Raw genomic sequence first — 26718 nt, forward strand, 5'->3', positions numbered from 1 at the left:
AGCCTTTGTGAGTTTCGTTCCTATTTTCGCAGATTTTTCTTACACATGGCTAGGTACTTTTCGTGCAAATCTGTGATTTGAAGCAAAAGATCTGGGTCACTTGGATTATTCTTAACCACATCGTCTGCAAGCGCGAGTCTTTGCTCTCTTGATGCTTGAGAGGCAAGGATAGCGCGAGCTTGTTCTTCACTCACATTGTCTCGTTTCATCGTGCGAGATATCTGTGTATTCGGTTCTACATCGACGACAAGAACTCGATCACACAAACTGTCTAGCTTGTTTTCTACGAGCAACGGCACCACAAGTAACGCATACTCTGAGGTGACTTGCTGCAAATCTTCGATCATCTTTTCACGAATTATCGGGTGCAACAGTGCGTTGAGCCATGCTTTTTCATCTGAGTTTGAAAAGATTTTCTCTCTCAGCTTTGCGCGATCTAAAGTTTGGTCTTCACGAACGATATCGTGACCAAAATGTTCAATAATCGCGTTTAGGCCGGGAGTGCCTGGCTCGACAACTTCTCTTGCTACAATGTCGGCATCGACGATATCGATTTTAAATTGTTGTTTGAACAGATTCGCGACGGTTGTTTTACCGCTAGCGATGCCACCTGTTAAACCAATAACCAAAGCCATTTACACTCCTAAAACTGAAGTAAAGTACCAGTTTAAAATCTGGTCGCCCCAAATTAAGCTTATCCAACCAGCAATTGCTAAGTAAGGACCGAAAGGGAAAGCTTTTTCAATTCCCTGTTTTTGCAAGCGTAGTTGAATGATGCCAAATATGATGCCAACCACAGAAGAAAGTAGAATGATCATCGGCAGTGACTGCCAGCCCAGCCAAGCCCCTAGTGCTGCTAGTAATTTAAAATCACCATATCCCATTCCTTCTTTACCAGTAAGTAGCTTAAAGCCCCAGTAAACGGACCAGAGACATAGGTAACCAGCAATAGCACCAATGACAGAATCTTGTAGAGTAACAGGACTTATTTCGACTAATGCTAAGGCAATGCCAGCCCAAGTTAATGGTAATGTTAATTGGTCAGGTAACAACATAGTATCGAGATCGATAAATGTTGTGGCGATTAAGATAAAAGTGAAAAAGAGTAGGGCAACGGTAAAGTAACTAAAACCAAAGTGGTAAGCGACAAAGCCTGAGCAGAACGCAGTGAGCAGTTCAATCAGTGGATAGCGTGCGCTAATGGCTGTCTGACAGTTGTGGCATTTGCCTTTTAAAAGCAGCCAGCTAATCACAGGGATGTTGTCTCGAATACGTATCGGCGTTGCGCACTTCTGACAGGAGGAGCGTGGGACGCTCAACGTCAGCACTTCTTTAGGAGGTTCTATTTTGTATTCAGGAAATGACTCGGCACATTCGCGTCGCCATTCTAGTTCCATGATTTTAGGTAGTCGATAAATAACCACATTGAGGAAGCTACCCACGATCAGACCGAAGATGGTGGCAAACACAACGAATAGCCAAGGGTAGTACTGGAATACTTCCATATTTGTCTCTTGAGCGATGAGTGAAATCAGCAAGATGCTGTTTTAAAGGAGTTAACAACTCATTCTAGCCCAATACACTCATTAAGTTAAAGATTGGCAAGTACATTGCTGTCACTAATCCGCCAACAACGATGCCTAAAAAAACGATAATTAGCGGCTCTAGAATTTTACTAAGGTTGTCGACGGTGTTATCGACTTCAAACTCGTAGATCGTTGCAACTTTATTGAGCATATCGTCAAGTCGACCAGACTCTTCACCGATCATGACCATTTGTAACACTAATTCAGGGAACACATTACAGTTACGCATGGCAACATACATTGGCATACCTGCGGCGGTATCACGGTAAACTTCTTCTATGGCGAGTTGATAGTGTAAGTTTCCTGAGGTTTTTGATGTGGTTTTTAAACTGGTTAGAATTGGAATACCCGCTGTAAAGCTTGTGGCGAGTGTTCGACTAAATTTGGCGATAGCGGCTTTTGATAATACAGGGCCAAGAACAGGAAATTTAAGCACAGAGCGATTGAGCATTAAGCGAAAAGAATATGAACGCTTAGAGAGGATTCTCGCCGAGATGAATAGACTGATAGAGCCTAGTGCTATAAATGGGCTCCAGTTTTGTGTCCAGGCGGAAAGATCTAATACTTGCCTGGTAAACCAAGGTAAGTCAGCACCAAAACCAACAAACATTTTTTCAAACTCGGGAATGACTTTGGTGAGCATGATAAACGAGACGCCTAACGCTACTAGCACTACCATGGCTGGGTAAATCAAGGCTTTGATCACTTTCGCACGGAGTTGTTCATTTTTTTCTCGGTAGGTGGCTAAGCGCTCGAATACTTCCGCTAAGTTACCGGATTGCTCACCTGTGGCGATAAGGTCGGTATAGAGTGGGTCAAAGTGTTCACTTGCAGTGCGCATGGCTTTTGACATGGGCGTACCCGCTTCAACGGCGCGTGTCACGCTCATCAAAATGGATTTCATCTCTGCTTTTTTGTGGTTTTCTGATACCAATTTTAAAGCCTGAACTAAGGGGACACCGGTTATCAACATCGTCGAAATTTGACGGGTAAACACCGTGATGTCTCTGCCTTTTACGCGATGGCTGAGTTTAGTGAGAAACGAGATACTGCTTTTCTTTAACTTCTTGATCTTGATGTGCTGTGCGTCTAGACGCTCGCGTACTTCAATTTCTGTCATCGCGAGGGTTTGTCCAGACGTCTTTTTGCCTGAACTGTTGATGCCTTTCCAGCGGAAGTTTTTAAGTTGTGGTGTAGTGCTTTTCATAGAGGAGACTGCTGATTAAAGGATTAAAAATAAAGTACGCGCTGTAGTTCACTAAAACTTGTGATCCCTTGTTTGAGTTTTTCTATGCCCGACATTTGTAACGTGCTCATACCATTTGCGATGGCGAGTTTTTCTAGTTCATGTACCGAGGCGCCTTTAATTAGCGCTTCCGAAAGAAATTCATCAAAGCGCATCACTTCATAAATCCCCGTTCGGCCGGAATAACCATGGGTACACTCATTGCATCCATCGGGATCGGCTTTAAAAATGTTGTCGCTTGCTTGAATTCCGAGATGTTGTAGCTGAACGGTAAGCTCTTGTGATTGTTTGCAGTGCGAGCACAGTTTACGGGCCAAGCGCTGGGCAATAATCAAACTAAGAGAGGAGGCCAAGTTAAAGCTTTCTACGCCCATGTTTGATAAACGAATCACCGTTTCAGCCGCAGAATTGGTATGTAAGGTTGAAAGTACTAAGTGACCGGTTTGCGATGCTTTTATGGCGATTTCCGCAGTGTCTAAGTCACGAATCTCACCGACCATTACCACATCGGGGTCTTGACGAAGAAAAGAGCGCAATGCCTCTGCGAAGCCAAAGCCGATCTTGGGTTGTACTTGTACTTGGTTAATGCCCGATAAGTTAATTTCTACCGGATCTTCTGCTGTGGAAATGTTGATTTCTGGCTTATTGAGAATACTCAGCCCAGTGTACAGAGAAACGGTTTTTCCGCTCCCGGTAGGGCCTGTCATCAGAATCATGCCTTGTGGGCGACGCAGCGCATCCAAGTACAATTGTTTTTGTTGTTCGCTATAACCAAGCTTGTCGATATCCAGTGACGCAGAGCTGCTGTCGAGCAGTCGTAATACAATTTTCTCTCCGAATAGAGTCGGTAGCGTGGATACACGCATATCAATCGCGGTGTCTTGATTCAACTTGAGCTTAATACGCCCATCTTGTGGTAAACGTCGCTCTGCAATATCAAGCTTAGAGAGGATTTTGATACGAGCGGATAAGCGGCGACTTAAGTGGCTTGGTGGCTGCTGTGTTTCAATTAAGATGCCATCACAGCGTAGGCGAACGCGGTACATCTTTTCATAAGGTTCAAAGTGGATATCGGATGCGCCTTTGCGCACAGCGTCCAACAGAATTTGGTTTATGTAACGGCTAACAGGAGACTCATCTTGGCTCAAGTCTTCAATGTTGTCGATTTCATCTGCGCCCACGTCAACCAGATTGGCTAACTCTTCTTGGTTGATCTCTTTTAATCCAGACTTCTCATGACTCAATGAACGACCATACAAGCGTCGAATTGCCGCGCTGAGTTGACGAAAATCCGCCAAGACTAGTTCAACCTGTAACCCTGTCGCAAAACGAAAGTCATCTTCTGTTTGTTGGTTCGTCGGGTCGGCAACGGCTAATAACAAAGTTGAAGGCGTACGCTGGAGTGGGAGTGCGTTATGTCGAGTGATTAATTCACGTAGACCGAGTTGTTGACAAAGCGAAGCGTACTCATACTGAGATAACTCGGGCTGACTCAAACTAAAGAGAGAACTTAAGTGCTCAGCGAGTTCGCTTGATGTCAATAATCCAGAACTGAGTAAAGCCTCTGGCATCGAAATGCCAGAAGCTTTGACTTGCTCTATTAACGATTCTTCTTGGGAAAAGGTCAGTAACCCTTTTTGGCGAAGAGCCGTGGATAGGTTGGTCAACATTTAAGTTAGTTTGGGCAGTAGTCTGTTTGTGCTTTACCGCCAGCTTTACATGAAGCCCCCCACTCTAAGCCTTGAGTTTTATATGATGCAGCCATGATATATTGCTCGCCTTTAGCAATAGGTCCCTTAACTTTATCAGCTGCGGCAATAACTGCTATCGCACCAGAAACGCTAGCATCTGTGGCTTTAACAACGCTAATTTCTATATTATTCAAAACGAATTTAGCGGGAATTCCATTTTCTTCCTTTACACATTCACTAATAAATGTTGTTTCATTTGAGGCATTCTCATGGGCACATAATTCTACTGCTAATTTGGCTGCCGCAGCTGCTTTTGGAAATTCTGACAATGTCGCTTTCTTAGTATAATTTTGGTAAGCAGGAACTGCGAAAGCAGATAAGATGCCAATAATCGCCACCACAATCATTAATTCAATCAGAGTAAAACCCTGTTGTTTTTTTTGTTTACTGTTTTTCATTTTTAACCCTTTCCTAAAAATTAATAATGCTCTTGCATTAGCGAAAGATTATGGAGAGTTAAGGTGGGTTGAAAATGGGGAAGAGATGGGCTCTCGAGTGAGATAAAACTCTTTGGTGAAAAGTTGCATATCGCATGCAGAGTTTTGCGAGTAGTACTATTTTTTAGTGGATAAAAAGAAAGGGCCAATTGGCCCTTTTTAATGATGAATTACTCACAACCCACTGAGTTATTTGAAGTAATTTGAGATTTGTTGCTTTTGTTATTTGAAGCGCATCGAAAGATCCATCGCTTTTAGATGCTTAGTCAACGCGCCTACCGAAATGTAATCGACACCGGTTTCTGCGTATTCTGCGATGGTCTCTAGCGTAATATTGCCGGAGTTTTCTAAAGCGGCACGACCTGCATTAATCGCTACGGCTTCACGCATCATTTCTTTCGTGAAGTTATCGAGCATGATGATGTCGGCACCAGCGTCTATCGCTTGTTTCAACTCTTCTAAGCTTTCCGTTTCTACTTCTACCGGTTTGCCAGGGTTAAGCTCTTTCGCTTTTTGGATGGCTTGAGTGATGCCACCACAAGCAATAATGTGGTTTTCTTTAATAAGGTAAGCGTCGAACACACCGATGCGATGGTTAAAGCCACCACCGCACGTCACGGCGTATTTTAGTGCGCTACGCAGACCAGGAATGGTTTTGCGTGTGTCTAGTAGACGACACTCAGTATGCGCGATTTTTTCAGCGTACTCTGCGGTAACTGTTGCGCAGCCAGACAGCGTTTGGATGAAGTTCATTGCGTTACGCTCACCAGTTAACAAGTCACGAGCAGGGCCTGTCAGCGTACAAAGGGTTTGGTTAGGTTCGACTTTATCGCCGTCCTTTACGTGCCATTCAATGCTGACCTTACCACCGAGCTGTTTAAAAACTTCATCAGCCCATGCTTGACCACAGAACACACCATGCTCGCGAGTAATAATCGTTGCGGTATTAACTGCCTCGGCAGGGATCAAAGATGCAGTAATGTCGTTATCTACGTCGACACTGCCACCTAGATCTTCTTTTAAGGTATCAGCGACAGAGCGAGTGATCTCTAAAGGGAGTTGTTGTTTAAGGTATTCTAGGCGTTCTTGAATGTTGTGTGTGTTCTTCATCGCAAATCTTGTCTTGAAAGGGAGATGGCAACGGATGATACTCTCCGGTGTCAATAATTTCAGCAGTTAATTTGCAAAGAAGAGAGGTTGATATGCGCCCAATTATCGAGAATGGCTGGCTGACACAGGCAAAGCATGTTCCGTCACCATTTTTTGATGCCCGCTCTGATATAAACGACATCTCTCTGCTGGTGGTACACAACATCAGTTTGCCTCCTGGGCAGTTTGGTGGACCATATATAGAGGACTTCTTCACTGGCAAGCTAGACCCAAACGCACATCCATTTTTTGAAGTTATTCACAAAATGGGCGTTTCTGCACATTGCTTGATTAAGAGAAACGGCGAGGTTGTTCAATTTGTTTCTTTTCTCGATAGAGCATGGCATGCCGGTCAATCCAGTTTCGCGGGCAGGGAGCGTTGTAATGACTATTCCATTGGTATCGAGCTTGAAGGGACAGAATTTACTGCCTACACAGATGCGCAATATCAATCACTTGCAGAGATCACTGAGGTGATTATGCAGTCTTATCCCCACATCACCCTGCCACGAATTACCGGTCATCAATATATTGCGCCCTTGAGAAAAAGCGATCCTGGTCTAAGCTTTGATTGGGTGAAATATAGACAGCTTATACAGCGTTGATTTGTAGCGAAAGTGTAAATTCAAAAAAGCGAAATAAATAAGGCATACGATCAGGTATGCCTTTTTTTGATACCAGAAATATTAATGATTGTTAAAAGTTAACTACATTTTTACGCTCGTATACGCCGTTTTGGTGAAGAAATAGACTGATAATTTTGTCATTTTCTGTATTTCTTTTCCAAAATTGCTAGCACGTCGACTTCCCATTTGTATGCTTTATGTAATTGGTCATACCAATTCTATTGCTGTTTTAACAGTCGATTGTTATCAGAGTGTTGGAAGTAAGCTCGTTCTATGATTTAGGTCAATTTTCGGCTGGACAGTGGCGTTTTAATTATGTTAATTTCTGCACCAACTTAAAATTGGTATTACCAATTACCTGCAAGAGTAGAAGAACAATAAATTATGGCTTATCAAAGGATTCGTCAGCCAAAACTCTCTGATGTTATAGAACAAGAGTTAGAAAGGTTGATAGTGGAAGGAACATTGTCTCCGGGGCAACAACTGCCTCCAGAGCGTGAACTGGCAAGACAGTTCGATGTGTCTCGTCCTTCAGTCCGAGAAGCCATTCAACGCTTAGAAGCGAAGCGTTTGTTAACTCGTCGCCAAGGTGGCGGAACATTCGTAAGTGAGAATATCTGGAAGAGCTTTTCAGATCCCTTGTTGAATTTGTTGTCTAGTCATTCTGAAACCCAGCTTGATGTGCTTGAGTCTCGTCATGCAATGGAAGGAATTTCAGCTTACTTTGCAGCTTTACGTGGTACCGAAGAAGATTTTGCGCGTATTCAAGGTTGCCTTGAGCGCATTAGCCAAGAGCAAGCAAACAACGATATCGAAGCTGAATCTGCGGAAGTGATGCAATTTTTGATCGCTTTGACAGAAGCCGCGCACAACGTGGTTTTGTTGCACATTGTTCGAAGCTTAGCACCTTTGCTTGAGCAAAATATTCTACAAAATTTTAAATTACTACGTCGCCGCCCAGAAGCGGTCGAGAAAGTCAGTAAACACCGAGCCAATATCGTGGATGCGATTGTTTCTGGTCAGCCTGAAAAGGCGCGAGAAATGTCCCACTCGCACTTGGCTTACATCGAAGAAACATTGTTGGATTTGACTCGAGAAGAGTCTCGACGAGAGCGTTCTCTACGTCGAATTCAGCAGGGTAATGACTCGTAAGAGCGTTACTTAAATAAGTAGATCCAACCAACAGAAGGATAGATCGCCATGTCTGATATGAAGCATGACGTAGATGCACTGGAAACTCAAGAATGGCTACAAGCGCTTGAGTCAGTTGTACGTGAAGAAGGTCTAGAGCGTGCTCAATTCCTATTGGAGCAAGTTCTAGATAAAGCACGTCTAGACGGTGTTGATATGCCAACAGGTATCACAACTAACTACATCAACACGATTCCTGCAGACCAAGAACCAGCATACCCAGGTGACACAACACTTGAGCGTCGTATTCGCTCAATTATTCGTTGGAACGCTATCATGATCGTTCTACGTGCATCTAAGAAAGACCTAGAGCTAGGCGGCCACATGGCGTCTTTCCAGTCTTCTGCTGCGTTCTACGAGACATGTTTCAACCACTTCTTCCGTGCGCCAAACGAGAAGGACGGTGGCGACCTAGTTTACTACCAAGGTCACATTTCACCAGGTATCTACTCACGTGCATTCGTTGAAGGTCGTCTAACTGAAGAGCAGCTAGACAACTTCCGTCAAGAAGTAGACGGCAAAGGTATTCCTTCATACCCGCACCCTAAACTGATGCCTGAATTCTGGCAGTTCCCGACAGTATCGATGGGCCTAGGTCCAATCGCTTCTATCTACCAAGCTCGTTTCCTTAAGTACCTAGAAGGCCGTGGTCTTAAAGATACTTCAGAGCAGCGCGTTTACGCGTTCCTAGGTGACGGTGAGATGGATGAGCCAGAATCACGTGGTGCTATCTCTTTCGCTGCGCGTGAGAAACTAGACAACCTATGTTTCCTAATCAACTGTAACCTACAGCGTCTAGATGGCCCTGTAATGGGTAACGGTAAGATCATTCAAGAACTTGAAGGTCTGTTCAAAGGTGCTGGTTGGAACGTAGTGAAAGTAATCTGGGGTAACAACTGGGATTCACTACTAGCTAAAGATACTTCTGGTAAGCTTCTACAGCTTATGAACGAAACGATCGATGGCGACTACCAAACATTCAAATCAAAAGATGGCGCGTACGTACGTGAGCACTTCTTTGGTAAGTACCCAGAGACAGCGGCACTTGTTGCTGACATGACTGATGACGAAATCTTCGCACTTAAGCGTGGTGGTCACGAGTCTTCTAAGCTATACGCGGCATACAAAAACGCGGCAGAAACTAAAGGTCGTCCAACAGTAATCCTAGCTAAGACTGTTAAAGGTTACGGCATGGGTGAAGCGGCTGAAGGTAAGAACATCGCGCACCAAGTTAAGAAGATGGACATGACTCACGTACTACACCTACGTGATCGTCTAGGTCTTCAAGACATCCTAACTGACGAAGCTGTGAAAGAACTTCCGTACCTGAAACTTGAAGAAGGTTCAAAAGAGTACGAATACCTACACGCTCGTCGTAAAGCGCTACACGGCTACACACCACAGCGTCTACCAAAATTCACTCAAGAATTCATCGTTCCTGAGCTAGAAGAATTCAAGCCACTACTAGAAGAACAGAAGCGTGATATCTCTTCTACTATGGCATTCGTACGTGCACTAAACGTTCTACTTAAGAACAAGAACATTGGTAAGAACATCGTTCCTATCATTGCTGACGAAGCGCGTACATTCGGTATGGAAGGTCTGTTCCGTCAAATCGGTATCTACAACCCGCACGGTCAAACTTACACACCAGAAGACCGTGGCGTTGTCTCTTACTACAAAGAAGCGACTTCAGGTCAGGTTCTACAAGAAGGTATCAACGAGCTAGGTGCTATGTCTTCATGGGTTGCTGCTGCGACTTCATACTCGACAAACGACCTACCAATGATTCCGTTCTACATCTACTACTCAATGTTCGGCTTCCAACGTGTTGGCGACATGGCGTGGATGGCTGGTGACCAACAAGCACGTGGTTTCCTACTAGGTGCAACTGCGGGTCGTACAACGTTGAACGGTGAAGGTCTACAGCACGAAGACGGCCACTCGCACATTTTGGCGGGTACGGTTCCTAACTGTATTTCTTACGACCCAACATTCGCGTACGAAGTAGCTGTAATCATGCAAGACGGTATCCGTCGCATGTACGGTCCAGAACAAGAAAACGTGTTCTACTACCTAACGCTAATGAACGAAAACTACGCAATGCCAGCAATGCCAGAAGGCGCTGAAGAAGGCATCCGTAAAGGTATCTACAAGCTAGAAACTTACACGGGCGACAAAGCGAAAGTTCAGCTGATGAGCTCTGGTACTATCATGAATGAAGTACGTAAAGCAGCTCAAATCCTAAGCGAAGATTACGGTGTTGCTTCTGATGTTTACTCTGTAACGTCATTCAACGAACTAACTCGCGATGGTCAAGATGCAGAGCGTTTCAACATGCTTCACCCAGAAGCGGAAGCAAAAGTACCTTACATCCAAACAGTAATGGGTACTGAGCCTGCTATCGCAGCAACTGACTACATGAAGAACTACGCAGAGCAGGTTCGTGCATACATTCCTGCTGAGTCTTTCAAAGTGCTTGGTACTGATGGCTTCGGTCGTTCAGACAGCCGTGAAAACCTACGTCGTCACTTCGAAGTGAACGCAGGTTACGTAGTAGTAGCAGCGCTAACTGAACTAGCGAAACGTGGCGAAGTTGAGAAATCTGTAGTTGCAGAAGCAATTAAGAAATTCGACATCGACACAGAGAAAACAAACCCGCTATACGCTTAATTAAGAAGGTAGATAAGAAATGGCAATCGAAATTAATGTACCAGACATCGGTGCGGATGAGGTTGAAGTTACTGAGATTCTTGTAAGCGTTGGCGACAAGGTTGAAGAAGAGCAGTCTCTGATCACAGTTGAAGGCGATAAAGCTTCTATGGAAGTTCCTGCTTCTCAAGCGGGTATCGTTAAAGAAATCAAAGTTGCAGAAGGCGACAAGGTTTCTACTGGTTCTCTAATCATGATTTTCGAAGCCGAGGGTGCAGCTGACGCTGCACCTGCTCCTGCGGCAGAAGCAGCTCCAGCAGCAGCTCCAGCTCCAGCAGCAGCGGCAGAACTAAAAGAAGTTCACGTACCAGACATCGGTGGTGATGAAGTAGAAGTTACTGAAATCATGGTTGCTGTTGGCGACAGCATCGAAGAAGAGCAATCTCTTCTAACTGTTGAAGGCGACAAAGCTTCTATGGAAGTTCCAGCGCCATTCGCAGGTATTCTAAAAGAGATCAAAGTTGCAGCAGGCGATAAAGTATCGACTGGCTCACTTATCATGGTATTCGAAACAGCAGGTTCAGGTGCTCCAGCAGCACCAGCGGCAGCTGAAACTCCTGCGGCAGCAGCTCCAGCAGCGTCTGCGGCAAAAGAAGTGAACGTTCCAGATATCGGCGGCGACGAAGTTGAAGTTACTGAGATCATGGTTGCCGTTGGCGACACAGTGGAAGAAGAGCAATCTCTAATCACTGTTGAAGGTGACAAAGCTTCTATGGAAGTTCCTGCACCATTTGCTGGTACGGTTAAAGAAATCAAGATTGCAGCTGGCGACAAAGTGTCTACTGGCTCACTAATCATGGTATTCGAAGTGGCGGGCGCAGCACCTGCTCCTGCAGCGGCTCCAGCTCAAGCGGCAGCACCTGCAGCTCCAGCTCCTAAAGCAGAAGCTCCAGCGGCAGCAGCTCCAGCAGCGACTGGCGATTTCAAAGAGAACGACGAGTACGCTCATGCGTCTCCAGTTGTTCGTCGTCTAGCGCGTGAGTTTGGCGTTAATCTTTCTAAGGTTAAAGGTTCTGGTCGTAAGAGCCGTATCCTAAAAGAAGACGTTCAAGCTTACGTGAAAGATGCACTTAAGCGTCTTGAGTCTGGCGCAGGTGCAGCAGCATCTGGCAAAGGCGACGGCGCGGCTCTTGGTCTACTACCATGGCCAAAAGTGGACTTCAGCAAGTTTGGTGAGACAGAAGTTCAACCGCTATCTCGCATTAAGAAGATCTCTGGCGCTAACCTACACCGTAACTGGGTAATGATCCCGCACGTTACACAGTGGGATAACGCAGACATCACGGCTCTTGAAGCATTCCGTAAAGAGCAAAACGCGATTGAAGCGAAGAAAGACACTGGCATGAAGATCACACCACTTGTGTTCATCATGAAAGCGGTAGCTAAAGCGCTTGAAGCGTTCCCAGCGTTCAACTCTTCTCTATCAGAAGACGGTGAGAGCCTAATTCTGAAGAAATACGTGAATGTTGGTATTGCGGTAGATACACCAAACGGTCTAGTTGTTCCTGTATTTAAAGATGTGAACAAGAAAGGCATCTACGAGCTATCTGAAGAGCTAATGGCGGTTTCTAAGAAAGCACGTGCTGGTAAGCTAACTGCGGCTGACATGCAAGGTGGCTGTTTCACTATCTCTAGCCTAGGCGGTATCGGCGGTACGGCGTTTACTCCAATCGTAAACGCGCCAGAAGTTGGTATCCTAGGTGTGTCTAAGTCAGAAATGAAACCGGTATGGAACGGTAAAGAGTTCGAACCGCGTCTACAACTTCCACTGTCTCTATCATACGACCACCGTGTGATCGATGGTGCTGAAGGTGCGCGCTTCATCACTTACCTAAACTCATGTCTATCTGACATTCGTCGTCTAGTTCTGTAATAGAAATTAGATGAATGAGAGGCGGCAACTTAGCCGCCTCTGCTAATCATAATTACCGACAATTTGTTTATCAGCCTTGCTTCGTTCAGGGTTTTCACAATCGAATTGTTGTCTAGCTCACAGGCTAAATTGATTTACTTTTCACACCATTAACATCTCTGTAAACTGTTAGCGGTCTGAAAATAACTGTTTAAAACAAATCTCTCTTAAACATAAAAAATCGATACCCACTCAGCCTGTTAGGGATAATGACTACAAGAGGTCAAAATGAGCAAAGAAATTAAAGCCCAAGTTGTTGTACTTGGTTCTGGTCCTGCTGGTTACTCCGCTGCATTCCGTTGTGCGGATTTAGGTCTTGAAACTGTACTAGTTGAACGTTACAGCACGCTTGGCGGTGTATGTCTGAACGTGGGTTGTATCCCATCTAAAGCACTGCTTCACGTTTCTAAAGTAATTGAAGAAGCGAAAGCGATGGCTGACCACGGCGTTGTGTTCGGTGAGCCTCAAACAGACATCAGCAAAATCCGCATCTGGAAAGAAAAAGTTGTTAACCAACTAACTGGCGGCCTAAGCGGCATGGCTAAGATGCGTAACGTTACAGTAGTTAACGGTTACGGTAAGTTCACTGGCCCTAACTCTATCCTTGTAGAAGGCGAAGGTGAGCCAACAGTTGTTAACTTTGACAACGCAATCGTTGCGGCTGGTTCTCGTCCAATCAAACTGCCATTTATCCCGCATGAAGACCCACGTATTTGGGACTCTACTGACGCTCTTGAACTAAAAGAAGTGCCAGAAAAACTGCTTATCATGGGTGGTGGTATCATCGGTCTAGAAATGGGTACGGTTTACCACTCTCTAGGTTCTAAAGTTGAAGTTGTTGAAATGTTTGACCAGGTAATTCCTGCAGCAGACAAAGATATCGTGAAAGTATTTACTAAGCGTATCAAAGACAAGTTCAAGCTAATGCTAGAAACGAAAGTAACAGCAGTTGAAGCAAAAGAAGACGGTATCTACGTTTCAATGGAAGGCAAGAAAGCGCCAGCTGAAGCTGAGCGTTACGATGCGGTTCTAGTTGCTATCGGTCGTGTACCAAATGGTAAGCTAATCGACGGTGAAAAAGCGGGTCTAGAAATTGACGAGCGTGGCTTCATCAACGTTGATAAGCAAATGCGTACTAACGTTCCTCACATCTTCGCGATCGGTGATATCGTTGGTCAACCAATGCTTGCTCACAAAGGTGTGCATGAAGGTCACGTAGCTGCTGAAGTTATCTCTGGTAAGAAGCACTACTTCGACCCTAAAGTTATCCCTTCAATTGCGTACACTGAGCCAGAAGTAGCTTGGGTTGGTAAGACTGAAAAAGAAGCGAAAGAAGAAGGCATCAAGTACGAAGTGGCGACATTCCCATGGGCAGCATCAGGTCGTGCAATCGCATCTGACTGTGCAGACGGTATGACTAAGCTAATCTTCGACAAAGAAACTCACCGCGTAATCGGTGGTGCTATCGTTGGTACTAACGGTGGTGAACTACTTGGTGAAATCGGCCTTGCAATTGAGATGGGCTGTGATGCAGAAGATATCGCTCTGACTATCCACGCTCACCCAACTCTACATGAGTCTGTAGGTCTAGCTGCTGAAGTATTTGAAGGTTCAATCACTGACCTGCCAAACAAAAAAGCAGTTAAGAAGAAGTAAGCTTTTTCTGACTTAATGATAGAAACCGCTGCATTGCAGCGGTTTTTTTATGTTTGTTAGGTAGGAATATAAACGTGTGCTCGGTTGACAGCAGACAATAAAAAGCCCACCAAACGGTGGGCTGACATATATTGCGAGTTAAGCTTTAGTGTTCACGGTTGTAAATGCAAAGCATGTCTAAGTATGAACTAACAAGGTGCTTAAGTTCCGCTTCACTTTTTGCACGGTTCGCTTGGACAAACAGTGAGTAACAAATACCGTGGAACAAGTTTGCCAAGTGTTCTGAATCGTGCTGGTCACACACTTCGCCACGTTCAATCGCTTTAATGAACATGTTTTGTACCAGCAACTGGTTAGTACGGTTAGTTGAAACAAACAATGGCCATACTTCATCACGTGTTGAAGCACTCCACTCGAACCAAACTTTTAGCCAGTGACAATCTTGGCTGACAAGCTCGATCATTGCGTTAGTAATATTGGCGATGTTTTCACGCGCGTGTAGGTCTAAGTCAATGTTATCCGATAGGAAGTTCGAGAACTGACGTACGACGTGGTTGAGTACTTCATCCACTAAGTCTTCACGAGTCGGGAAGTAGTTAAAAACGGTCGCCACAGAAACTTGAGCAATTTCTGCGATATCTGCATGACCACCACGACCGATGCCGCGGCGCGCAAACACTTCCAATGCGATTTCCATTAACTGTTGCTTACGCTTAATCGGGGAAAGCCTAGTTCTAGGTCTCTTTGCAATTGAGTCCATATCCATTTTCCTTGCCATTTGAGTTGATATTGGGGGTAACCCCCTAATTGATTATTTTAATAGTTGCTTAAAGCAGTGATGAGTGTAATGGTGCATATCAACAAGGTCAACATCTGTAGAACAATTTATATACAGTAATGTCATTATTATTGATAAATTTAGCTATGAACTTTATAAAACTAAGACCTTCTTCCAAGATTTTTTGGCAACAGGATGTGACTTTCAACCCAATGAACGTGGTGATACACTACACGCCGTAAGATTAGGTGATCGTTTGCGTGCGACTTACCTCAACCCACAAATTAGATTGAGCACAGTATGAAACATACAATAGAAGTCATGATTTCTGAGCAAGAAGTTCAGGAACGAGTTCGTGAATTAGGCAAACAAATTACAGAGCGTTATCAAGGTAGTGAAGATCTTGTGTTGGTAGGCTTATTGCGTGGCTCATTTGTATTTATGGCAGACTTGGCACGTGCTATCGAACTGACTCACCAAGTTGATTTTATGACAGCGTCAAGCTACGGCAACACAATGGAAAGTTCACGTGACGTTCGTATCTTGAAAGATTTGGATGATGACATCAAAGGCAAAGACATTTTGCTTGTTGAAGACATCATTGATACAGGTAACACACTAAATAAAATCCGTGAGATCTTATCGCTGCGTGAGCCGAAGTCTATCGCGATTTGTACGCTCCTAGATAAACCATCTCGTCGTGAAGTGAATGTTCCTGTGGATTGGATTGGTTTCGAAATCCCAGATGAGTTTGTCGTTGGTGTGGGTATTGATTACGCGCAGAAATACCGCCACTTACCATACATCGGTAAAGTTGTACCTCAAGAATAATCATTGAGAGCAGCATTAAAAATAAAAAAAACGCCCATCTTAGATGGGCGTTTTTTGTTCAACTTTTAGATGTAGCTTAGCGACAAAGCAGCTTATTGTCTGTATTTAGAATCGTCGAAAGGGCTTTCTGATAAGACGCTTCTACGGTTTCCTTAGAGTTAGAACGAATGCCTAAGTACTCTAAACGACCATCTTCAATGCCGTATACCACGCCATGAATTTCAACATCTTGCCCACGCTCCCAAGCGTTTTGCAAGATGGTTGAGTTACCCAAGTTGTACACTTGCTCTGCGACATTAAGCTCGCCTAGTTTATCCGCTCGATCTTGCTGCGGCATTTGATCTAGGTAAGTGCGGTGTTTGAAATAGATATCTCTGATATGTAACAGCCAATTATTAATAAGACCTAGCTTAGGGTTATCAATGGCTGCGTTCACGCCACCACAGCCATAGTGTCCACAGACAATGATGTGCTTAACCTTAAGAACGTCTACGGCGTATTGAACGACGGACAGACAGTTGAGATCAGTATGGATGACTTGGTTTGCAACATTCCGATGAACGAATAGTTCACCCGAGTATAGTCCGGTTAGTCGCTCGGCAGGGACACGGCTATCAGAACAGCCAATCCAAAGAAAATCGGGCTTTTGACCCTCTGCGAGTTTTGCGAAGTATTCAGGTCGATCAGATTTGATCTCTTGAGACCATTTTGAATTATTTTCAAATAACTGTTTAATTTCCGGCATCTTGCAAACTACTTCCCTTAAAAGACAAAAGCGCTGCCGCTTATATGAACATGCAAGCGATCAGTGTTGTAACTATACACAATGTTACAATTTCGATCTCGTTAAATATTCGTCAGAAAGGACTCATCTGACTAGTTTTCATCAATAAAAACGTAAAATTAGGCCTAATTATTTGTGGTGTGAATTTAGCCTTAATCTATTTATGGTTTAAATTTTCGCCTGGCTCGTTAAAGTAATGACATTTTACTTTTTAAAATTGAATGCAGGGAAATCAGCAGTGTTCGGTAGTCGTTTTGAAGATATTAATTTCAAAGGGGATGTATTTGGCGGGGTAACCACAGCGATTATCTCTCTTCCTTTGGCGTTAGCGTTCGGTGTTGCATCCGGTGCAGGGGCAGAAGCAGGCCTCTGGGGCGCAATAATGGTCGGTCTGTTTGCTTCGTTGTTTGGTGGTTCTAATACGTTAATATCAGAACCAACAGGGCCAATGACGGTAATCATGACCGCTGTATTAACCAGTATGATGGCGAAGTATCCAGAAACGGGCATGGCCATGACCTTCACGGTTGTTATGATGGCTGGCGCGTTCCAAATCCTATTAGGGACGTTAAAACTGGGTAAATACGTTACCTTGATGCCATATAGCGTGATTTCGGGCTTTATGTCAGGGATTGGCGTGATTCTTATCATTTTGCAGCTATCACCTTTGATGGGGCATGCTGCTCCTTCTGGAGGAGTGCTCGGAACATTATCTGCTTTGCCGGACACCATTTCTAACCTTAAGTTCAGTGAACTGTTTTTAGGTCTACTGACTTTGGGGATTCTCTTTTTCTTCCCTAAGCAATATCGAAAATATATACCAGCGCAACTCGTGGCGTTGGTTGCGGTGACTTTATTGTCTGTGATGTTCTTCGATACGGAAGACATTCGTCGTATCGGTGAAATCCCGGCAGGATTGCCTTCTCTCGTTGCTCCTCATATTGATCCAGATATGTTTGTTGAGATGGTTATTGATGCGTTGGTGCTCGGCACCTTAGGTTGTATCGATACTTTGTTGACGGCGGTTATCGGTGACTCCTTGACTCGTAAAGAGCACGACTCAGACAAAGAACTGCGAGGCCAAGGTCTTGCCAACATGATCTCAGGCTTGTTCGGTGCACTACCTGGCGCGGGCGCAACGATGGGCACGGTGACTAACATTCAAGTTGGGGCTCGTTCGCCATTGTCCGGTGTGATTCGTGCACTTATGCTTGCATTGGTCGTATTGGTTGCTGGTGGATTAACGGAGCCGATCCCAATGGCTGTGTTGGCTGGCATTGCAGTATATGTCGGCTTTAACATTTTGGATTGGAGTTTTATTCAACGAGCACACAAGGTTAGCTTTTCCGGAATGGCGGTAATGTATGGCGTTATGTTGCTAACAGTGTTCGTTGATCTTATCGTTGCCGTGGGCTTGGGCGTCTTTATTTCTAACATTATTATCATTGAGCGTCTGAGCCGAGAGCAGGCGAGACAAGTGAAAGCGATCAGCGACGCGGATGAAGACGATGTGCCGCTAACTGACAGCGAGCGTGGCTTGCTTGATCGCGCCAATGGCAAAGTACTGTTCTTTTATCTTTCGGGCCCAATGATCTTCAGTGTTTCTAAGGCAATTTCACGCCAGCATTCCAGTATTTCGGATTATGATGTGATGATTCTCGATCTTACCGATGTACCTATGATTGATGTTACTGTCGGTTTAGCGTTAGAAAACGCGATTAAAGATGCGCTCGATGCTAATTGTGCCGTGTATTTGTTGTGTCCAAATGAGCGCACGCGAGAACAGTTAGAAAAGTTCCACGTTATTGATCTTGTCCCGAATGACAATATGTACCAATTCCGTTATGAAGCATTAAATGCGGCGGTAGCACATGTCGAGGCGGACCAGTATCAGCGTATAACGGCGTAATCACTCTGATCGTTAAAACGCAACAGCGCTCTGTTGCGTTTTTTATTCCCTAACTTTTCCTTACTTGCAGATAACCTTTACGTTGATAGGGACTATATTTCCAATATTATCGAAAGGTTTAATTGTAATCATCGTTATTCAACGATAAACTGATGGACCTCCAGTACAATACCCAAGGCGATTTCGTAGTAAACCGCTGATAAACATCGAGTCGGTATTAGTAATCACAAACAAACGGCAATCACGACCTTATGTACGCATTAGAAATTGAACAGCTGCGCAAGACGTATGCAGGTGGCTTTGAGGCATTAAAAGGTATTAGTCTCCAAGTGAAAAAGGGTGACTTCTACGCGCTTCTGGGTCCCAATGGTGCAGGAAAATCGACCACGATCGGCATCATCTCTTCCTTAGTGAACAAAACTTCTGGGACGACGAAAGTTTTCGGTTATGACATTGATACCGACCTTGAGTTGGCCAAACAGAATTTAGGCTTGGTGCCACAAGAGTTCAACTTCAATCAGTTTGAAACTGTTGAACAAATCGTGATGCAGCAAGCGGGCTATTACGGTGTGTCTAAAGTATTAGCCAAAGAACGAGCTGAAAAGTACCTGAAAAAACTCGATTTATGGGAAAAACGTAAAGAGCGTGCCCGTAATTTATCTGGCGGGATGAAGCGCCGTTTGATGATCGCCCGAGCTTTGATGCACGAGCCGCAGTTGCTCATTTTGGATGAGCCAACGGCTGGGGTGGACATTGAACTACGCCGCTCAATGTGGGAATTTCTGAAAGAGATCAACCAAGAGCAAGGGATTACGATTATTTTGACGACGCACTACCTAGAAGAAGCGGAGATGCTGTGTCGAAATATCGGCATTATTAACCGAGGTGAGTTGATCGAAAACACCACCATGAAGGCGTTGCTAGGTAAGTTAAGCGTCGAGACATTTATCCTAGACATTGAATCTGAAGGCGAGGTGCCTGAGCTTGAAGGCGTCAATCGACAAAGTATTGTTGATGGCTCTTTAGAGATAGAGCTAGATAAAAGCCAAGGATTGAATTCAGTGTTCAGTCAGTTAACAGAGCATGGTATTAGAGTTCTTTCAATGCGTAACAAAGCCAACCGACTGGAAGAGTTGTTTGTTAGCATTGTAAGAGAAGGGAGTAAGTAAATGTACGGTTTATATTGGACGGCATTTCGTAGCTTGCTGAGCAAAGAGATCACCCGTTTTACGCGTATTTGGGTGCAAACTTTAGTTCCGCCTGCAATCACAATGACACTGTATTTCATCATTTTCGGTAATCTTATTGGCTCTCGAATCGGTGAGATGAGCGGCTTTAGCTACATGGAGTACATAGTTCCAGGTTTGATCATGATGTCGGTGATCACCAATTCATACTCGAATGTGGCGTCTTCGTTCTTTAGTGCAAAACTACAGAAGAACATTGAAGAGCTGCTGGTGGCACCGGTGCCAAATTACGTGATTATTGCTGGATACGTAATGGGCGGTGTGACTCGAGGTTTGTTAGTAGGCGCTATTGTTACCTGTGTGTCTCTATTGTTTGTGGATCTGCAAGTTGAACACTGGGGCATTATTGTTGCGACCGTCTTCATGACATCCGTTGTATTTGCTCTAGGCGGGTTGATCAATGCGGTCTATGCAAAAACGTTTGATGATATTTCGATCATTCCTACATTTGTGTTGACCCCGTTAACCTACTTGGGGGGTGTTTTTTATTCCATCAGCTTACTGCCTGAATTTTGGCAAGGTGTCTCTAAGATTAACCCAATCGTCTACATGGTGAATGCGTTCCGTTATGGTTTTTTAGGCGTATCGGATGTGGGTATTGTCACTTCATTCAGTGTGCTTGCGGTGTTTGTGTTAGCGTTGTATGCCGTTGCTCATTACTTAGTAACGAAAGGTATTGGGCTAAGAAGCTAAGACTCTCCCACACAACAAAGAGCAGCGAATCATGCTGCTCTTTGGCATGCATAACAATACACTCCCATACAATCTTTCGGTTTTTATTATGTTAGGTTTCAATCATTTGTAATAAATGAGTGATCCTATGAATATTGTCCCGCCGCCGCCTTTCTCCTATCAGTTACTTAAGCCCAAGTATTGGTCTGTTTGGCTAGCATTTGGCTCTCTAGCGGTCATTGTAAATTTACTCCCTTACGTGGTGTTGAAAGTTGTAGGTAGAGGCATCGGTTGTGTTGCGATGTATGTAATGAAGCGCCGACACAAGATCGCTTTGCGTAATCTTCAGCTGTGTTTCCCTGATTTTACGGATTGGCAATGTAAGGACGTAGTACGAAAAAACTTTCAATATACGGGAATGGCGATCATCGAAACGGGGATCGCCTGGTTTTGGCCAGATTGGCGGATTCGTCGGATAACCTCCACTGTTGGAAAAGATAGTTTACTCGCTGAGGAAAAGAATGGGCGTGGTGTGTTGGTGGTGTGCAGTCACCATTTAAACTTGGAGATAACCGCTCGTATTTTTAGCCAGTTTGCCAAAGGTTATGGCGTTTATCGCCCAAATTCGAATCCTGCTTATGAGTTTATTCAACATCGAGGTCGAACTCGTTTTGGGCATCAAATGATTGATCGAAAAGACGTTAAATCAATGCTCAAAGTTTTGAAAAATGGTCATCGACTTTGGTATTTGCCCGACCATGATTATGGCGTCAGCCATTCTGTTTTTGCGCCGTTCTTTGCTGTTGAACAAGCCGCGAGTACCGTGGGCTCTAGTGTGCTTATAGACGCAACAAAGTGTGCGGTCATATCTGGCGTCACAGTGAGCAAGAATCACCATTACACGTTATATATTGGAAAAGATATCAGTGAGCGTTTCGAGAGGCGTAATGCGATTAAAGCGGCAAGTATCTTGAACCAAGAGCTTGAGAAAATGATAAAACGTGATATTCCAGCGTGGATGTGGCTGCACAAGCGGTTTAAAACACGCCCTGAAGGGTTAGATTGCGTCTATACGTAGAAAATAAAAAAGGTCGACTAAGAGTCGACCTTTTTACGTCTTGATGGCTCAGAGCTTACTCTGCGCTCTCTGAGTTTGTATTACTAGACTCTGCTTCTTCCTTCGCTTCGACAACCATATCTACCGTTTGGTTATCGATAAGACGAGCTTTGCCTAAGAACGCAGACATCAGAATGACGGCTTGTGTCGTTTCTGGTGTGATCACTTGTAATGTACGAGCATCACGAATGAAGATCTCATCAGGGTGCAAACCTGCAGCTCGCAGTTGGTCGCTCGCATCTTCGATGATCGATGCGTAGTCATCACGGCCGCCACGAATGGCACTGCTGATCCAACGCATTGTACGAGCAAGTACTGGCGCACGTTGACGTTCGTCAAGTGTAAGCAGACCATTACGTGAGCTCATTGCTAAACCGTCCATTTCACGTACGGTTGGTACACCGATGATTTCAATGTCCATCGCAAGATCGACAACCATCTTGCGGATAACAGCAAGTTGTTGAAAATCTTTCTCACCGAAACAGGCCACATCTGGCTGAACGATGTTAAATAGCTTGTTTACGATGGTTGTGACGCCACGGAAATGACCAGGGCGTGAAGCCCCTTCTAAAATAGTCGATAGACCCGGAACATCAACAAACGTTTGTTTATCAAGCCCTTCAGGATAGATAACTTCTGGTGTCGGCGTAAATACCACATCGACCCCTTCAGAGGTTAACTTGCTTAAGTCTTCCTCTAGCGTACGCGGGTAATTATTTAAATCGTCTGCACGATCAAACTGCATCGGATTAACAAAGATGCTTACGACAACGATATCAGCGTATTCGCGTGCTTTACGCACTAAAGTTAAGTGACCTTCGTGAAGGTTGCCCATGGTTGGGACAAACGCAATTTTACGACCTTCACGTTTAAAGGTTTTAAGGTGTTCACGAACTGCTGAGATTTCCGCAAAAGTATGCATGCATTTATCCTCTAGGCAATGGTATGAGCGTCGTCTGGGAATACACCGTTGGCTACATCTTCAATGTATTTAGCAACGGCTTTGCGCATATCACCTGTTTCAGCAAGAAAGTTTTTGGAGAATTTCGGCATGTAGTTGGCAGAGATACCGAACATATCATGCATCACGAGAATTTGACCATCTGTCACGTTACCAGCTCCAATACCGATAACAGGCACGTCGAGCACTTGCGTAATACGCTCAGCAAGCTCAGCAGGCACGCACTCTAGTAAGACGATTTGAGCGCCTGCTTCTTGCAGTGCTAACGCATCTTTCACCATGCGGTCCGCTTTTTCTTGATCGCGACCTTGAACTTTGTAACCACCAAAAATATTCACGGCTTGAGGAGTTAAACCAAGGTGAGCACAAACTGGAACCGAGCGTTCAGTGAGCATTTTTACAGTGTCGACTAGCCAGTCACCACCTTCAATTTTCACCATATTGGCACCAGCACGCATCAGTGTAGCCGCATTTTCGCAAGCTTGCTCTGGCGTGGTGTAGCTCATGAATGGCATGTCAGCCATCAACAAACAATTTGGGCTACCTGCGCGTACGCAACGAGTATGGTAAGCGATATCATCGACCGTTACTGGCAGAGTATCGTTGTGACCTTGCAAAACCATACCTAGAGAATCACCAACAAGAAGTACTGGCATTTCTTGGCTTTCAAACAGTTGGGCAAAGCTCGCATCATAAGCGGTTGAAGTAGCAAATTTACGACCTTCTTGCTTCCACTTGATTAGGTCGTTGATGGTCATTTTTTTCATGGTTTTATCCTTACTAGGAGTTGGCTATGACTGCCAGATACTGAGGCCGTTTCTATCTACTTGTTCCAGTAGTTTAGAGACCTCGGTCCCATCGGGGAGTTGTAAACTTGGTGCAATTTCCGCAAGAGGGTAGAGTACGAATTCACGCTCTTTCATTCCATAATGAGGAACGATCAGCCTCTCGGAATTAATCACCTCATTGCCATAAAGAACAATGTCGAGGTCCAAGGTTCTTGGTCCCCAACGTTCGTCTTTACGGACACGCCCTTGTTCTTGCTCAATGGCTTGTGTGCAATCGAGCAACTCAAGAGGCGTCAAACTGGTGTTAATCGACACAACCGCATTGATGTAATCCGGTTGGTTTTGTGGTCCCATTGGCGTGCTGCTGTATAGCGAAGAAGCCTGAACAAATTCTGATTTAGGCAGCGTTTTTAACGCTTCAATCGCTTGCTTCGCTTGGCTGACAGGATCAGCCAAGTTACTGCCTACCGCAATGTACGCTGTGATCATGACTTAGGCTTACTCTTTTTCTTGCGATAGGTTTTACGGCGGCGCTGACCACTCTTCGGTGATTGACCGTCTAGGTCGGCAGCCATTGCTTGACGCATTTCTCTGCCTGCATTTTGGAAAGTTTCCCACCACTTGGCAAGCTTCTGAGTGTCACCACCTTCAATTTCACCGCGCATTTCAAGAAAATCAAAGCCAGCTCTAAATTTATTGAGCTCCATAAGACGGAATGCACGTTTACCGTTGCGTCGTGGAAGACGAAGCTGTAACTGCCAAATCTCGCGAATGGTTGCGGTGTGGCGTCTTGGAATGGCAATTGTACGAACTTGTTCATCAAGAATGATGTTACTCGCTTCCATAATAGCGTCGTAATGGCCTAGGTTGCGCTCTTCCATCAGTTCATCGGCTTTCGCACACAGTGGGTACCACAGCATTGCAGCAAACATAAATGCTGGATTGATGCGTTTCCCATCTTCGATGCGCATGTCGGTAGAATCTAGGACAAGATCCAACATTTGCTCAGTGTGAGAGGAGTAATCTTCTGTAAAGTGCGCTGCAATCGTCGGGAAGAGCTGTTGGAATAGGTTGTACTCACGCAGTAGGTGGTAGGTTTCTAAGCCGTGACCGGATTGCAATAACTTGAGTGACTCTTCAAAAAGACGCGCTGACGGAATGTCACCGAGCAACGGTGCCATGTGTTCGATTGGTGCCGCGGTGTCTTCTTCAATATCAAAGTCCAGCTTTACCGCGAAGCGAACCGCACGCAACATACGTACTGGATCTTCACGGTAGCGTGTTTCTGGATCGCCAATCAGTCGAATGAGGCGATCTTCTAAATCCTCAATACCACGTGCGTAGTCGTGAATCGAGTAATCCGCGATGTTGTAGTACATCGAGTTAATCGTGAAATCACGGCGCTCAGCATCTTCATCGATGGTGCCGTAGACATTGTCCCGCAGCAGCATTCCTTCTTTCGATTGCTGAGAGATGCTCTTATTCTTTTGCTCTTGGTGGTGACCGCGGAATGTCGCTACTTCAATGATATCTCGGCCAAACATAATGTGAGCCAAGCGGAAGCGGCGACCAATCAAACGGCAGTTACGAAATAGCTGTTTGATCTGTTCCGGCGTTGCGTTGGTCGCAATGTCAAAATCTTTTGGTTTCTGTCCAAGCAGTAAGTCTCGAACCCCGCCACCCACAAGAAAAGCATCGAAACCAGCACCATTTAGGCGGTACAGTACCTTCAGTGCATTATCACTGATCTGCTTACGCGAAATGTTGTGCTCTTCACGAGTTATTACATTGAGAGCGAGCTCTGGAATAGTGGCAGGTTCGCTTGGTGTATAGTCGTTTGTATTCATGTGCATCTGGCAATAACTGGGTTTAGTCCAATCTTGCTTTGGTTAGTTTTTGCGCCTCTAGGGCCTAATTTGCGGCTAATGATAGCCTACACAATGCCATTTGAGAATCACGGTGTGATCTCGATCTCTGTTGGAAGCTGTTCCAAGCGCCAGTTTTCGCAGCCCCAACGAAGAATCTCTTCTATGTTGGCCGCTTTTATGGCTTCCGGTATCTCGAAGCCCAAAAATGTCATGGCGCGTAATAGAGTAGGCTTTGGTGTCTCTATATCAATAGCCGTCGCGTGATTTTGTTTCGACAGTTTATTGCCGTTGTTGTCCATCGCCAATGGTAAATGCAAGTAGCTGACTTCAGGCTGCCCAAGTATCTGGTACAGACTGATTTGACGCCCTGTTGGCTCGATTAAGTCTGCACCACGCACGACTTCGGTGACGCCTTGGTCGATGTCGTCCAATACTACCGCAAGATTATAAGCAAATAATCCATCTCGACGTTTAATAATGAAATCTTCATTAACGAGTTGCTCTGGAATCTTAATTGTTCCACGCTTCTGATCGAAGAAATGAGCGACAGGCTTGGTCATTTTTAGGCGAATCGCGCCGTCTTTCAAGTTTTTATCGCGGCAAGTGCCAGGATAAAACCCGCCATGCTCTTTAATTTGCTTTCGAGTACATTGGCAATAATAGGCCTCACCATTTTCGAGCCATGTGTTTATTTGGGCTTGGTAAAGGTCATGACGTTCACTCTGGTATACCACCTCTCCATCCCAATGCAGCTGATAGGCTTTGAGCGCATCTAGGATAAGTTGCGCCGCACCTGGCATTTCTCTTGGTGGGTCCAAGTCCTCAATACGTACTAACCAAGTTCCGTTGTGTGCTTTCGCTTGAAAATAGCTGCCAAGAGCGGCAATCAGTGAACCAAAATGTAAAGGACCAGAAGGAGATGGGGCGAATCGACCTACATAGCGTGTCATGCGTGTATCTCGAATTTAGTAAACAAATGGGATGCAAAGGTAGTCAAAACAAAAAGGGAGCCTGAGCTCCCTTCAATAATCATAATGCTTGGTTGATTAACCTTGCATTTGCTTCTCTTTGATTTCTGCAAGTGTTTTACAGTCAATACATAGGTCAGCGGTTGGACGTGCTTCAAGACGGCGAACGCCAATCTCTACGCCACAAGACTCACAGAAGCCAAAATCGTCTTCTTTGATTTTATCCAAAGTCTTTTCAATCTTCTTGATCAAACGGCGTTCGCGGTCGCGGTTACGCAGTTCTAGGCTGAACTCTTCCTCTTGAGAGGCGCGGTCAACTGGATCTGGGAAGTTTGCTGCTTCGTCCTGCATGTGGTGAACGGTACGATCCACTTCAGCTCTCAGCTGGTCGCGCCAAGCTGTTAAGATTTTCGTAAAGTGTTCAACCTGCTCTGGTGACATGTACTCTTCACCAGGTTTTTCCTGATATGGCTCCACGCCGGCAATGGCTAGGATGCCTATCGTTTTCTTCTTTGATTCTGGCATACAG

The 26718-nt window shown here is 44.9% G+C and carries 24 protein-coding genes; 10 read left to right on the forward strand and 14 right to left on the reverse strand.

Annotated features, from left to right (window positions below; all coding sequences use genetic code 11):
* Nucleotides 1-20: 20 nt before the first annotated feature.
* From coaE to nadC, 6 genes are all read right to left on the reverse strand, one after another.
* Nucleotides 21-635, reverse strand: a complete 615-nt coding sequence (gene coaE / locus MTR11_RS18250) for a dephospho-CoA kinase (RefSeq protein WP_047008979.1) — start codon at nucleotides 633-635, stop codon at nucleotides 21-23.
* Entirely contained in the window at nucleotides 636-1505 is an 870-nt protein-coding gene (locus MTR11_RS18255; protein WP_243328166.1) for a prepilin peptidase, read from the reverse strand.
* Nucleotides 1506-1569: 64 nt separating this feature from the next.
* Entirely contained in the window at nucleotides 1570-2793 is a 1224-nt protein-coding gene (locus MTR11_RS18260) for a type II secretion system F family protein (protein WP_243328167.1), read from the reverse strand.
* Between the two features lie 23 nt (nucleotides 2794-2816).
* A complete protein-coding gene (pilB, locus tag MTR11_RS18265; protein ID WP_243328168.1) occupies nucleotides 2817-4502 on the reverse strand; it encodes a type IV-A pilus assembly ATPase PilB in 1686 nt (561 codons plus the stop codon).
* A gap of 5 nt (nucleotides 4503-4507) precedes the next feature.
* Complete coding sequence (locus tag MTR11_RS18270; protein ID WP_012841419.1) at nucleotides 4508-4981, reverse strand: pilin; 474 nt, start codon at nucleotides 4979-4981, stop codon at nucleotides 4508-4510.
* A 261-nt stretch (nucleotides 4982-5242) separates the two neighbouring features.
* On the reverse strand, nucleotides 5243-6130 hold the full coding sequence (gene nadC / locus MTR11_RS18275; protein ID WP_151515107.1) for a carboxylating nicotinate-nucleotide diphosphorylase: 888 nt from the start codon (nucleotides 6128-6130) through the stop codon (nucleotides 5243-5245).
* 92 nt (nucleotides 6131-6222) lie between these two features.
* On the opposite strand from nadC, the gene ampD reads away from it, so the two are divergent.
* The 5 genes from ampD to lpdA all read left to right on the forward strand — a co-directional run bounded on the left by ampD (nucleotide 6223) and on the right by lpdA (nucleotide 14266).
* Nucleotides 6223-6774, forward strand: a complete 552-nt coding sequence (gene ampD, locus MTR11_RS18280; protein WP_012841421.1) for a 1,6-anhydro-N-acetylmuramyl-L-alanine amidase AmpD — start codon at nucleotides 6223-6225, stop codon at nucleotides 6772-6774.
* A 405-nt stretch (nucleotides 6775-7179) separates the two neighbouring features.
* Nucleotides 7180-7947, forward strand: coding sequence for a pyruvate dehydrogenase complex transcriptional repressor PdhR (pdhR, locus tag MTR11_RS18285; RefSeq protein WP_005396680.1), 768 nt, complete (start codon nucleotides 7180-7182; stop codon nucleotides 7945-7947).
* 48 nt (nucleotides 7948-7995) lie between these two features.
* Complete coding sequence (gene aceE, locus MTR11_RS18290; RefSeq protein ID WP_005396679.1) at nucleotides 7996-10659, forward strand: pyruvate dehydrogenase (acetyl-transferring), homodimeric type; 2664 nt, start codon at nucleotides 7996-7998, stop codon at nucleotides 10657-10659.
* A gap of 19 nt (nucleotides 10660-10678) precedes the next feature.
* The gene (aceF, locus tag MTR11_RS18295) at nucleotides 10679-12571 is read left to right on the forward strand and encodes a pyruvate dehydrogenase complex dihydrolipoyllysine-residue acetyltransferase (RefSeq protein WP_104970937.1); all 1893 of its coding nucleotides are present in this window, start codon (nucleotides 10679-10681) and stop codon (nucleotides 12569-12571) included.
* Nucleotides 12572-12838: 267 nt separating this feature from the next.
* Complete coding sequence (gene lpdA / locus MTR11_RS18300; protein ID WP_005379993.1) at nucleotides 12839-14266, forward strand: dihydrolipoyl dehydrogenase; 1428 nt, start codon at nucleotides 12839-12841, stop codon at nucleotides 14264-14266.
* Between the two features lie 145 nt (nucleotides 14267-14411).
* On the opposite strand, the gene opaR is transcribed toward lpdA, so the two are convergent.
* On the reverse strand, nucleotides 14412-15026 hold the full coding sequence (gene opaR / locus MTR11_RS18305; RefSeq protein ID WP_031780576.1) for a transcriptional regulator OpaR: 615 nt from the start codon (nucleotides 15024-15026) through the stop codon (nucleotides 14412-14414).
* Between the two features lie 318 nt (nucleotides 15027-15344).
* On the opposite strand from opaR, the gene hpt reads away from it, so the two are divergent.
* Entirely contained in the window at nucleotides 15345-15875 is a 531-nt protein-coding gene (hpt, locus tag MTR11_RS18310) for a hypoxanthine phosphoribosyltransferase (RefSeq protein ID WP_005379995.1), read from the forward strand.
* Nucleotides 15876-15951: 76 nt separating this feature from the next.
* On the opposite strand, the gene can is transcribed toward hpt, so the two are convergent.
* Nucleotides 15952-16620 (reverse strand): carbonate dehydratase, encoded by a 669-nt coding sequence (gene can / locus MTR11_RS18315; RefSeq protein ID WP_005379996.1) that lies wholly within the window; start codon nucleotides 16618-16620, stop codon nucleotides 15952-15954.
* A gap of 277 nt (nucleotides 16621-16897) precedes the next feature.
* Here can and MTR11_RS18320 point away from each other — a divergent pair, with 277 nt between their 5' ends.
* From MTR11_RS18320 to MTR11_RS18335, 4 genes are all read left to right on the forward strand, one after another.
* On the forward strand, nucleotides 16898-18568 hold the full coding sequence (locus MTR11_RS18320) for a SulP family inorganic anion transporter (RefSeq protein WP_104969777.1): 1671 nt from the start codon (nucleotides 16898-16900) through the stop codon (nucleotides 18566-18568).
* Nucleotides 18569-18819: 251 nt separating this feature from the next.
* The gene (locus MTR11_RS18325) at nucleotides 18820-19737 is read left to right on the forward strand and encodes an ABC transporter ATP-binding protein (protein WP_047008973.1); all 918 of its coding nucleotides are present in this window, start codon (nucleotides 18820-18822) and stop codon (nucleotides 19735-19737) included.
* Nucleotides 19738-20508, forward strand: a complete 771-nt coding sequence (locus tag MTR11_RS18330; RefSeq protein ID WP_114323617.1) for an ABC transporter permease — start codon at nucleotides 19738-19740, stop codon at nucleotides 20506-20508.
* Nucleotides 20509-20635: 127 nt separating this feature from the next.
* Nucleotides 20636-21565: a Kdo(2)-lipid IV(A) acyltransferase gene (locus tag MTR11_RS18335; RefSeq protein WP_243328169.1), complete on the forward strand. Its 930-nt coding sequence runs from the start codon at nucleotides 20636-20638 to the stop codon at nucleotides 21563-21565.
* 55 nt (nucleotides 21566-21620) lie between these two features.
* Here the strand turns inward: MTR11_RS18335 and panC are convergent, their stop codons facing one another.
* From panC to dksA, 6 genes are all read right to left on the reverse strand, one after another.
* Entirely contained in the window at nucleotides 21621-22526 is a 906-nt protein-coding gene (gene panC, locus MTR11_RS18340; protein ID WP_170890966.1) for a pantoate--beta-alanine ligase, read from the reverse strand.
* Between the two features lie 11 nt (nucleotides 22527-22537).
* Entirely contained in the window at nucleotides 22538-23332 is a 795-nt protein-coding gene (gene panB, locus MTR11_RS18345; protein ID WP_005396718.1) for a 3-methyl-2-oxobutanoate hydroxymethyltransferase, read from the reverse strand.
* 24 nt (nucleotides 23333-23356) lie between these two features.
* Nucleotides 23357-23842: a 2-amino-4-hydroxy-6-hydroxymethyldihydropteridine diphosphokinase gene (gene folK, locus MTR11_RS18350; protein ID WP_005396720.1), complete on the reverse strand. Its 486-nt coding sequence runs from the start codon at nucleotides 23840-23842 to the stop codon at nucleotides 23357-23359.
* A complete protein-coding gene (gene pcnB, locus MTR11_RS18355) occupies nucleotides 23839-25206 on the reverse strand; it encodes a polynucleotide adenylyltransferase PcnB (RefSeq protein WP_046875073.1) in 1368 nt (455 codons plus the stop codon). The genes folK and pcnB overlap by 4 nt, the downstream gene beginning before the upstream one ends.
* A 101-nt stretch (nucleotides 25207-25307) precedes the next feature.
* Nucleotides 25308-26171 carry a tRNA glutamyl-Q(34) synthetase GluQRS gene (gluQRS, locus tag MTR11_RS18360; protein ID WP_046875072.1) on the reverse strand — a complete coding sequence of 288 codons (864 nt, stop codon included), beginning with the start codon at nucleotides 26169-26171 and terminating at the stop codon, nucleotides 25308-25310.
* 96 nt (nucleotides 26172-26267) lie between these two features.
* The gene (gene dksA / locus MTR11_RS18365) at nucleotides 26268-26714 is read right to left on the reverse strand and encodes an RNA polymerase-binding protein DksA (protein WP_005386584.1); all 447 of its coding nucleotides are present in this window, start codon (nucleotides 26712-26714) and stop codon (nucleotides 26268-26270) included.
* Nucleotides 26715-26718 lie beyond the last annotated feature (4 nt).

The organism is Vibrio sp. CCB-PB317 (genome assembly GCF_022808245.1).
Classification (GTDB): domain Bacteria; phylum Pseudomonadota; class Gammaproteobacteria; order Enterobacterales; family Vibrionaceae; genus Vibrio; species Vibrio diabolicus.

Coding starts and splice junctions, on each gene's coding strand:
- coaE (WP_047008979.1), bottom strand. CDS start 635: ATGGCTTTGGTTATTGGTTTAACAGGTGGCATCGCTAGCGGTAAAACA.
- MTR11_RS18255 (WP_243328166.1), bottom strand. CDS start 1,505: ATGGAAGTATTCCAGTACTACCCTTGGCTATTCGTTGTGTTTGCCACC.
- MTR11_RS18260 (WP_243328167.1), bottom strand. CDS start 2,793: ATGAAAAGCACTACACCACAACTTAAAAACTTCCGCTGGAAAGGCATC.
- pilB (WP_243328168.1), bottom strand. CDS start 4,502: ATGTTGACCAACCTATCCACGGCTCTTCGCCAAAAAGGGTTACTGACC.
- MTR11_RS18270 (WP_012841419.1), bottom strand. CDS start 4,981: ATGAAAAACAGTAAACAAAAAAAACAACAGGGTTTTACTCTGATTGAA.
- nadC (WP_151515107.1), bottom strand. CDS start 6,130: ATGAAGAACACACACAACATTCAAGAACGCCTAGAATACCTTAAACAA.
- ampD (WP_012841421.1), top strand. CDS start 6,223: ATGCGCCCAATTATCGAGAATGGCTGGCTGACACAGGCAAAGCATGTT.
- pdhR (WP_005396680.1), top strand. CDS start 7,180: ATGGCTTATCAAAGGATTCGTCAGCCAAAACTCTCTGATGTTATAGAA.
- aceE (WP_005396679.1), top strand. CDS start 7,996: ATGTCTGATATGAAGCATGACGTAGATGCACTGGAAACTCAAGAATGG.
- aceF (WP_104970937.1), top strand. CDS start 10,679: ATGGCAATCGAAATTAATGTACCAGACATCGGTGCGGATGAGGTTGAA.
- lpdA (WP_005379993.1), top strand. CDS start 12,839: ATGAGCAAAGAAATTAAAGCCCAAGTTGTTGTACTTGGTTCTGGTCCT.
- opaR (WP_031780576.1), bottom strand. CDS start 15,026: ATGGACTCAATTGCAAAGAGACCTAGAACTAGGCTTTCCCCGATTAAG.
- hpt (WP_005379995.1), top strand. CDS start 15,345: ATGAAACATACAATAGAAGTCATGATTTCTGAGCAAGAAGTTCAGGAA.
- can (WP_005379996.1), bottom strand. CDS start 16,620: ATGCCGGAAATTAAACAGTTATTTGAAAATAATTCAAAATGGTCTCAA.
- MTR11_RS18325 (WP_047008973.1), top strand. CDS start 18,820: ATGTACGCATTAGAAATTGAACAGCTGCGCAAGACGTATGCAGGTGGC.
- MTR11_RS18330 (WP_114323617.1), top strand. CDS start 19,738: ATGTACGGTTTATATTGGACGGCATTTCGTAGCTTGCTGAGCAAAGAG.
- MTR11_RS18335 (WP_243328169.1), top strand. CDS start 20,636: ATGAATATTGTCCCGCCGCCGCCTTTCTCCTATCAGTTACTTAAGCCC.
- panC (WP_170890966.1), bottom strand. CDS start 22,526: ATGCATACTTTTGCGGAAATCTCAGCAGTTCGTGAACACCTTAAAACC.
- panB (WP_005396718.1), bottom strand. CDS start 23,332: ATGAAAAAAATGACCATCAACGACCTAATCAAGTGGAAGCAAGAAGGT.
- folK (WP_005396720.1), bottom strand. CDS start 23,842: ATGATCACAGCGTACATTGCGGTAGGCAGTAACTTGGCTGATCCTGTC.
- pcnB (WP_046875073.1), bottom strand. CDS start 25,206: ATGCACATGAATACAAACGACTATACACCAAGCGAACCTGCCACTATT.
- gluQRS (WP_046875072.1), bottom strand. CDS start 26,171: ATGACACGCTATGTAGGTCGATTCGCCCCATCTCCTTCTGGTCCTTTA.
- dksA (WP_005386584.1), bottom strand. CDS start 26,714: ATGCCAGAATCAAAGAAGAAAACGATAGGCATCCTAGCCATTGCCGGC.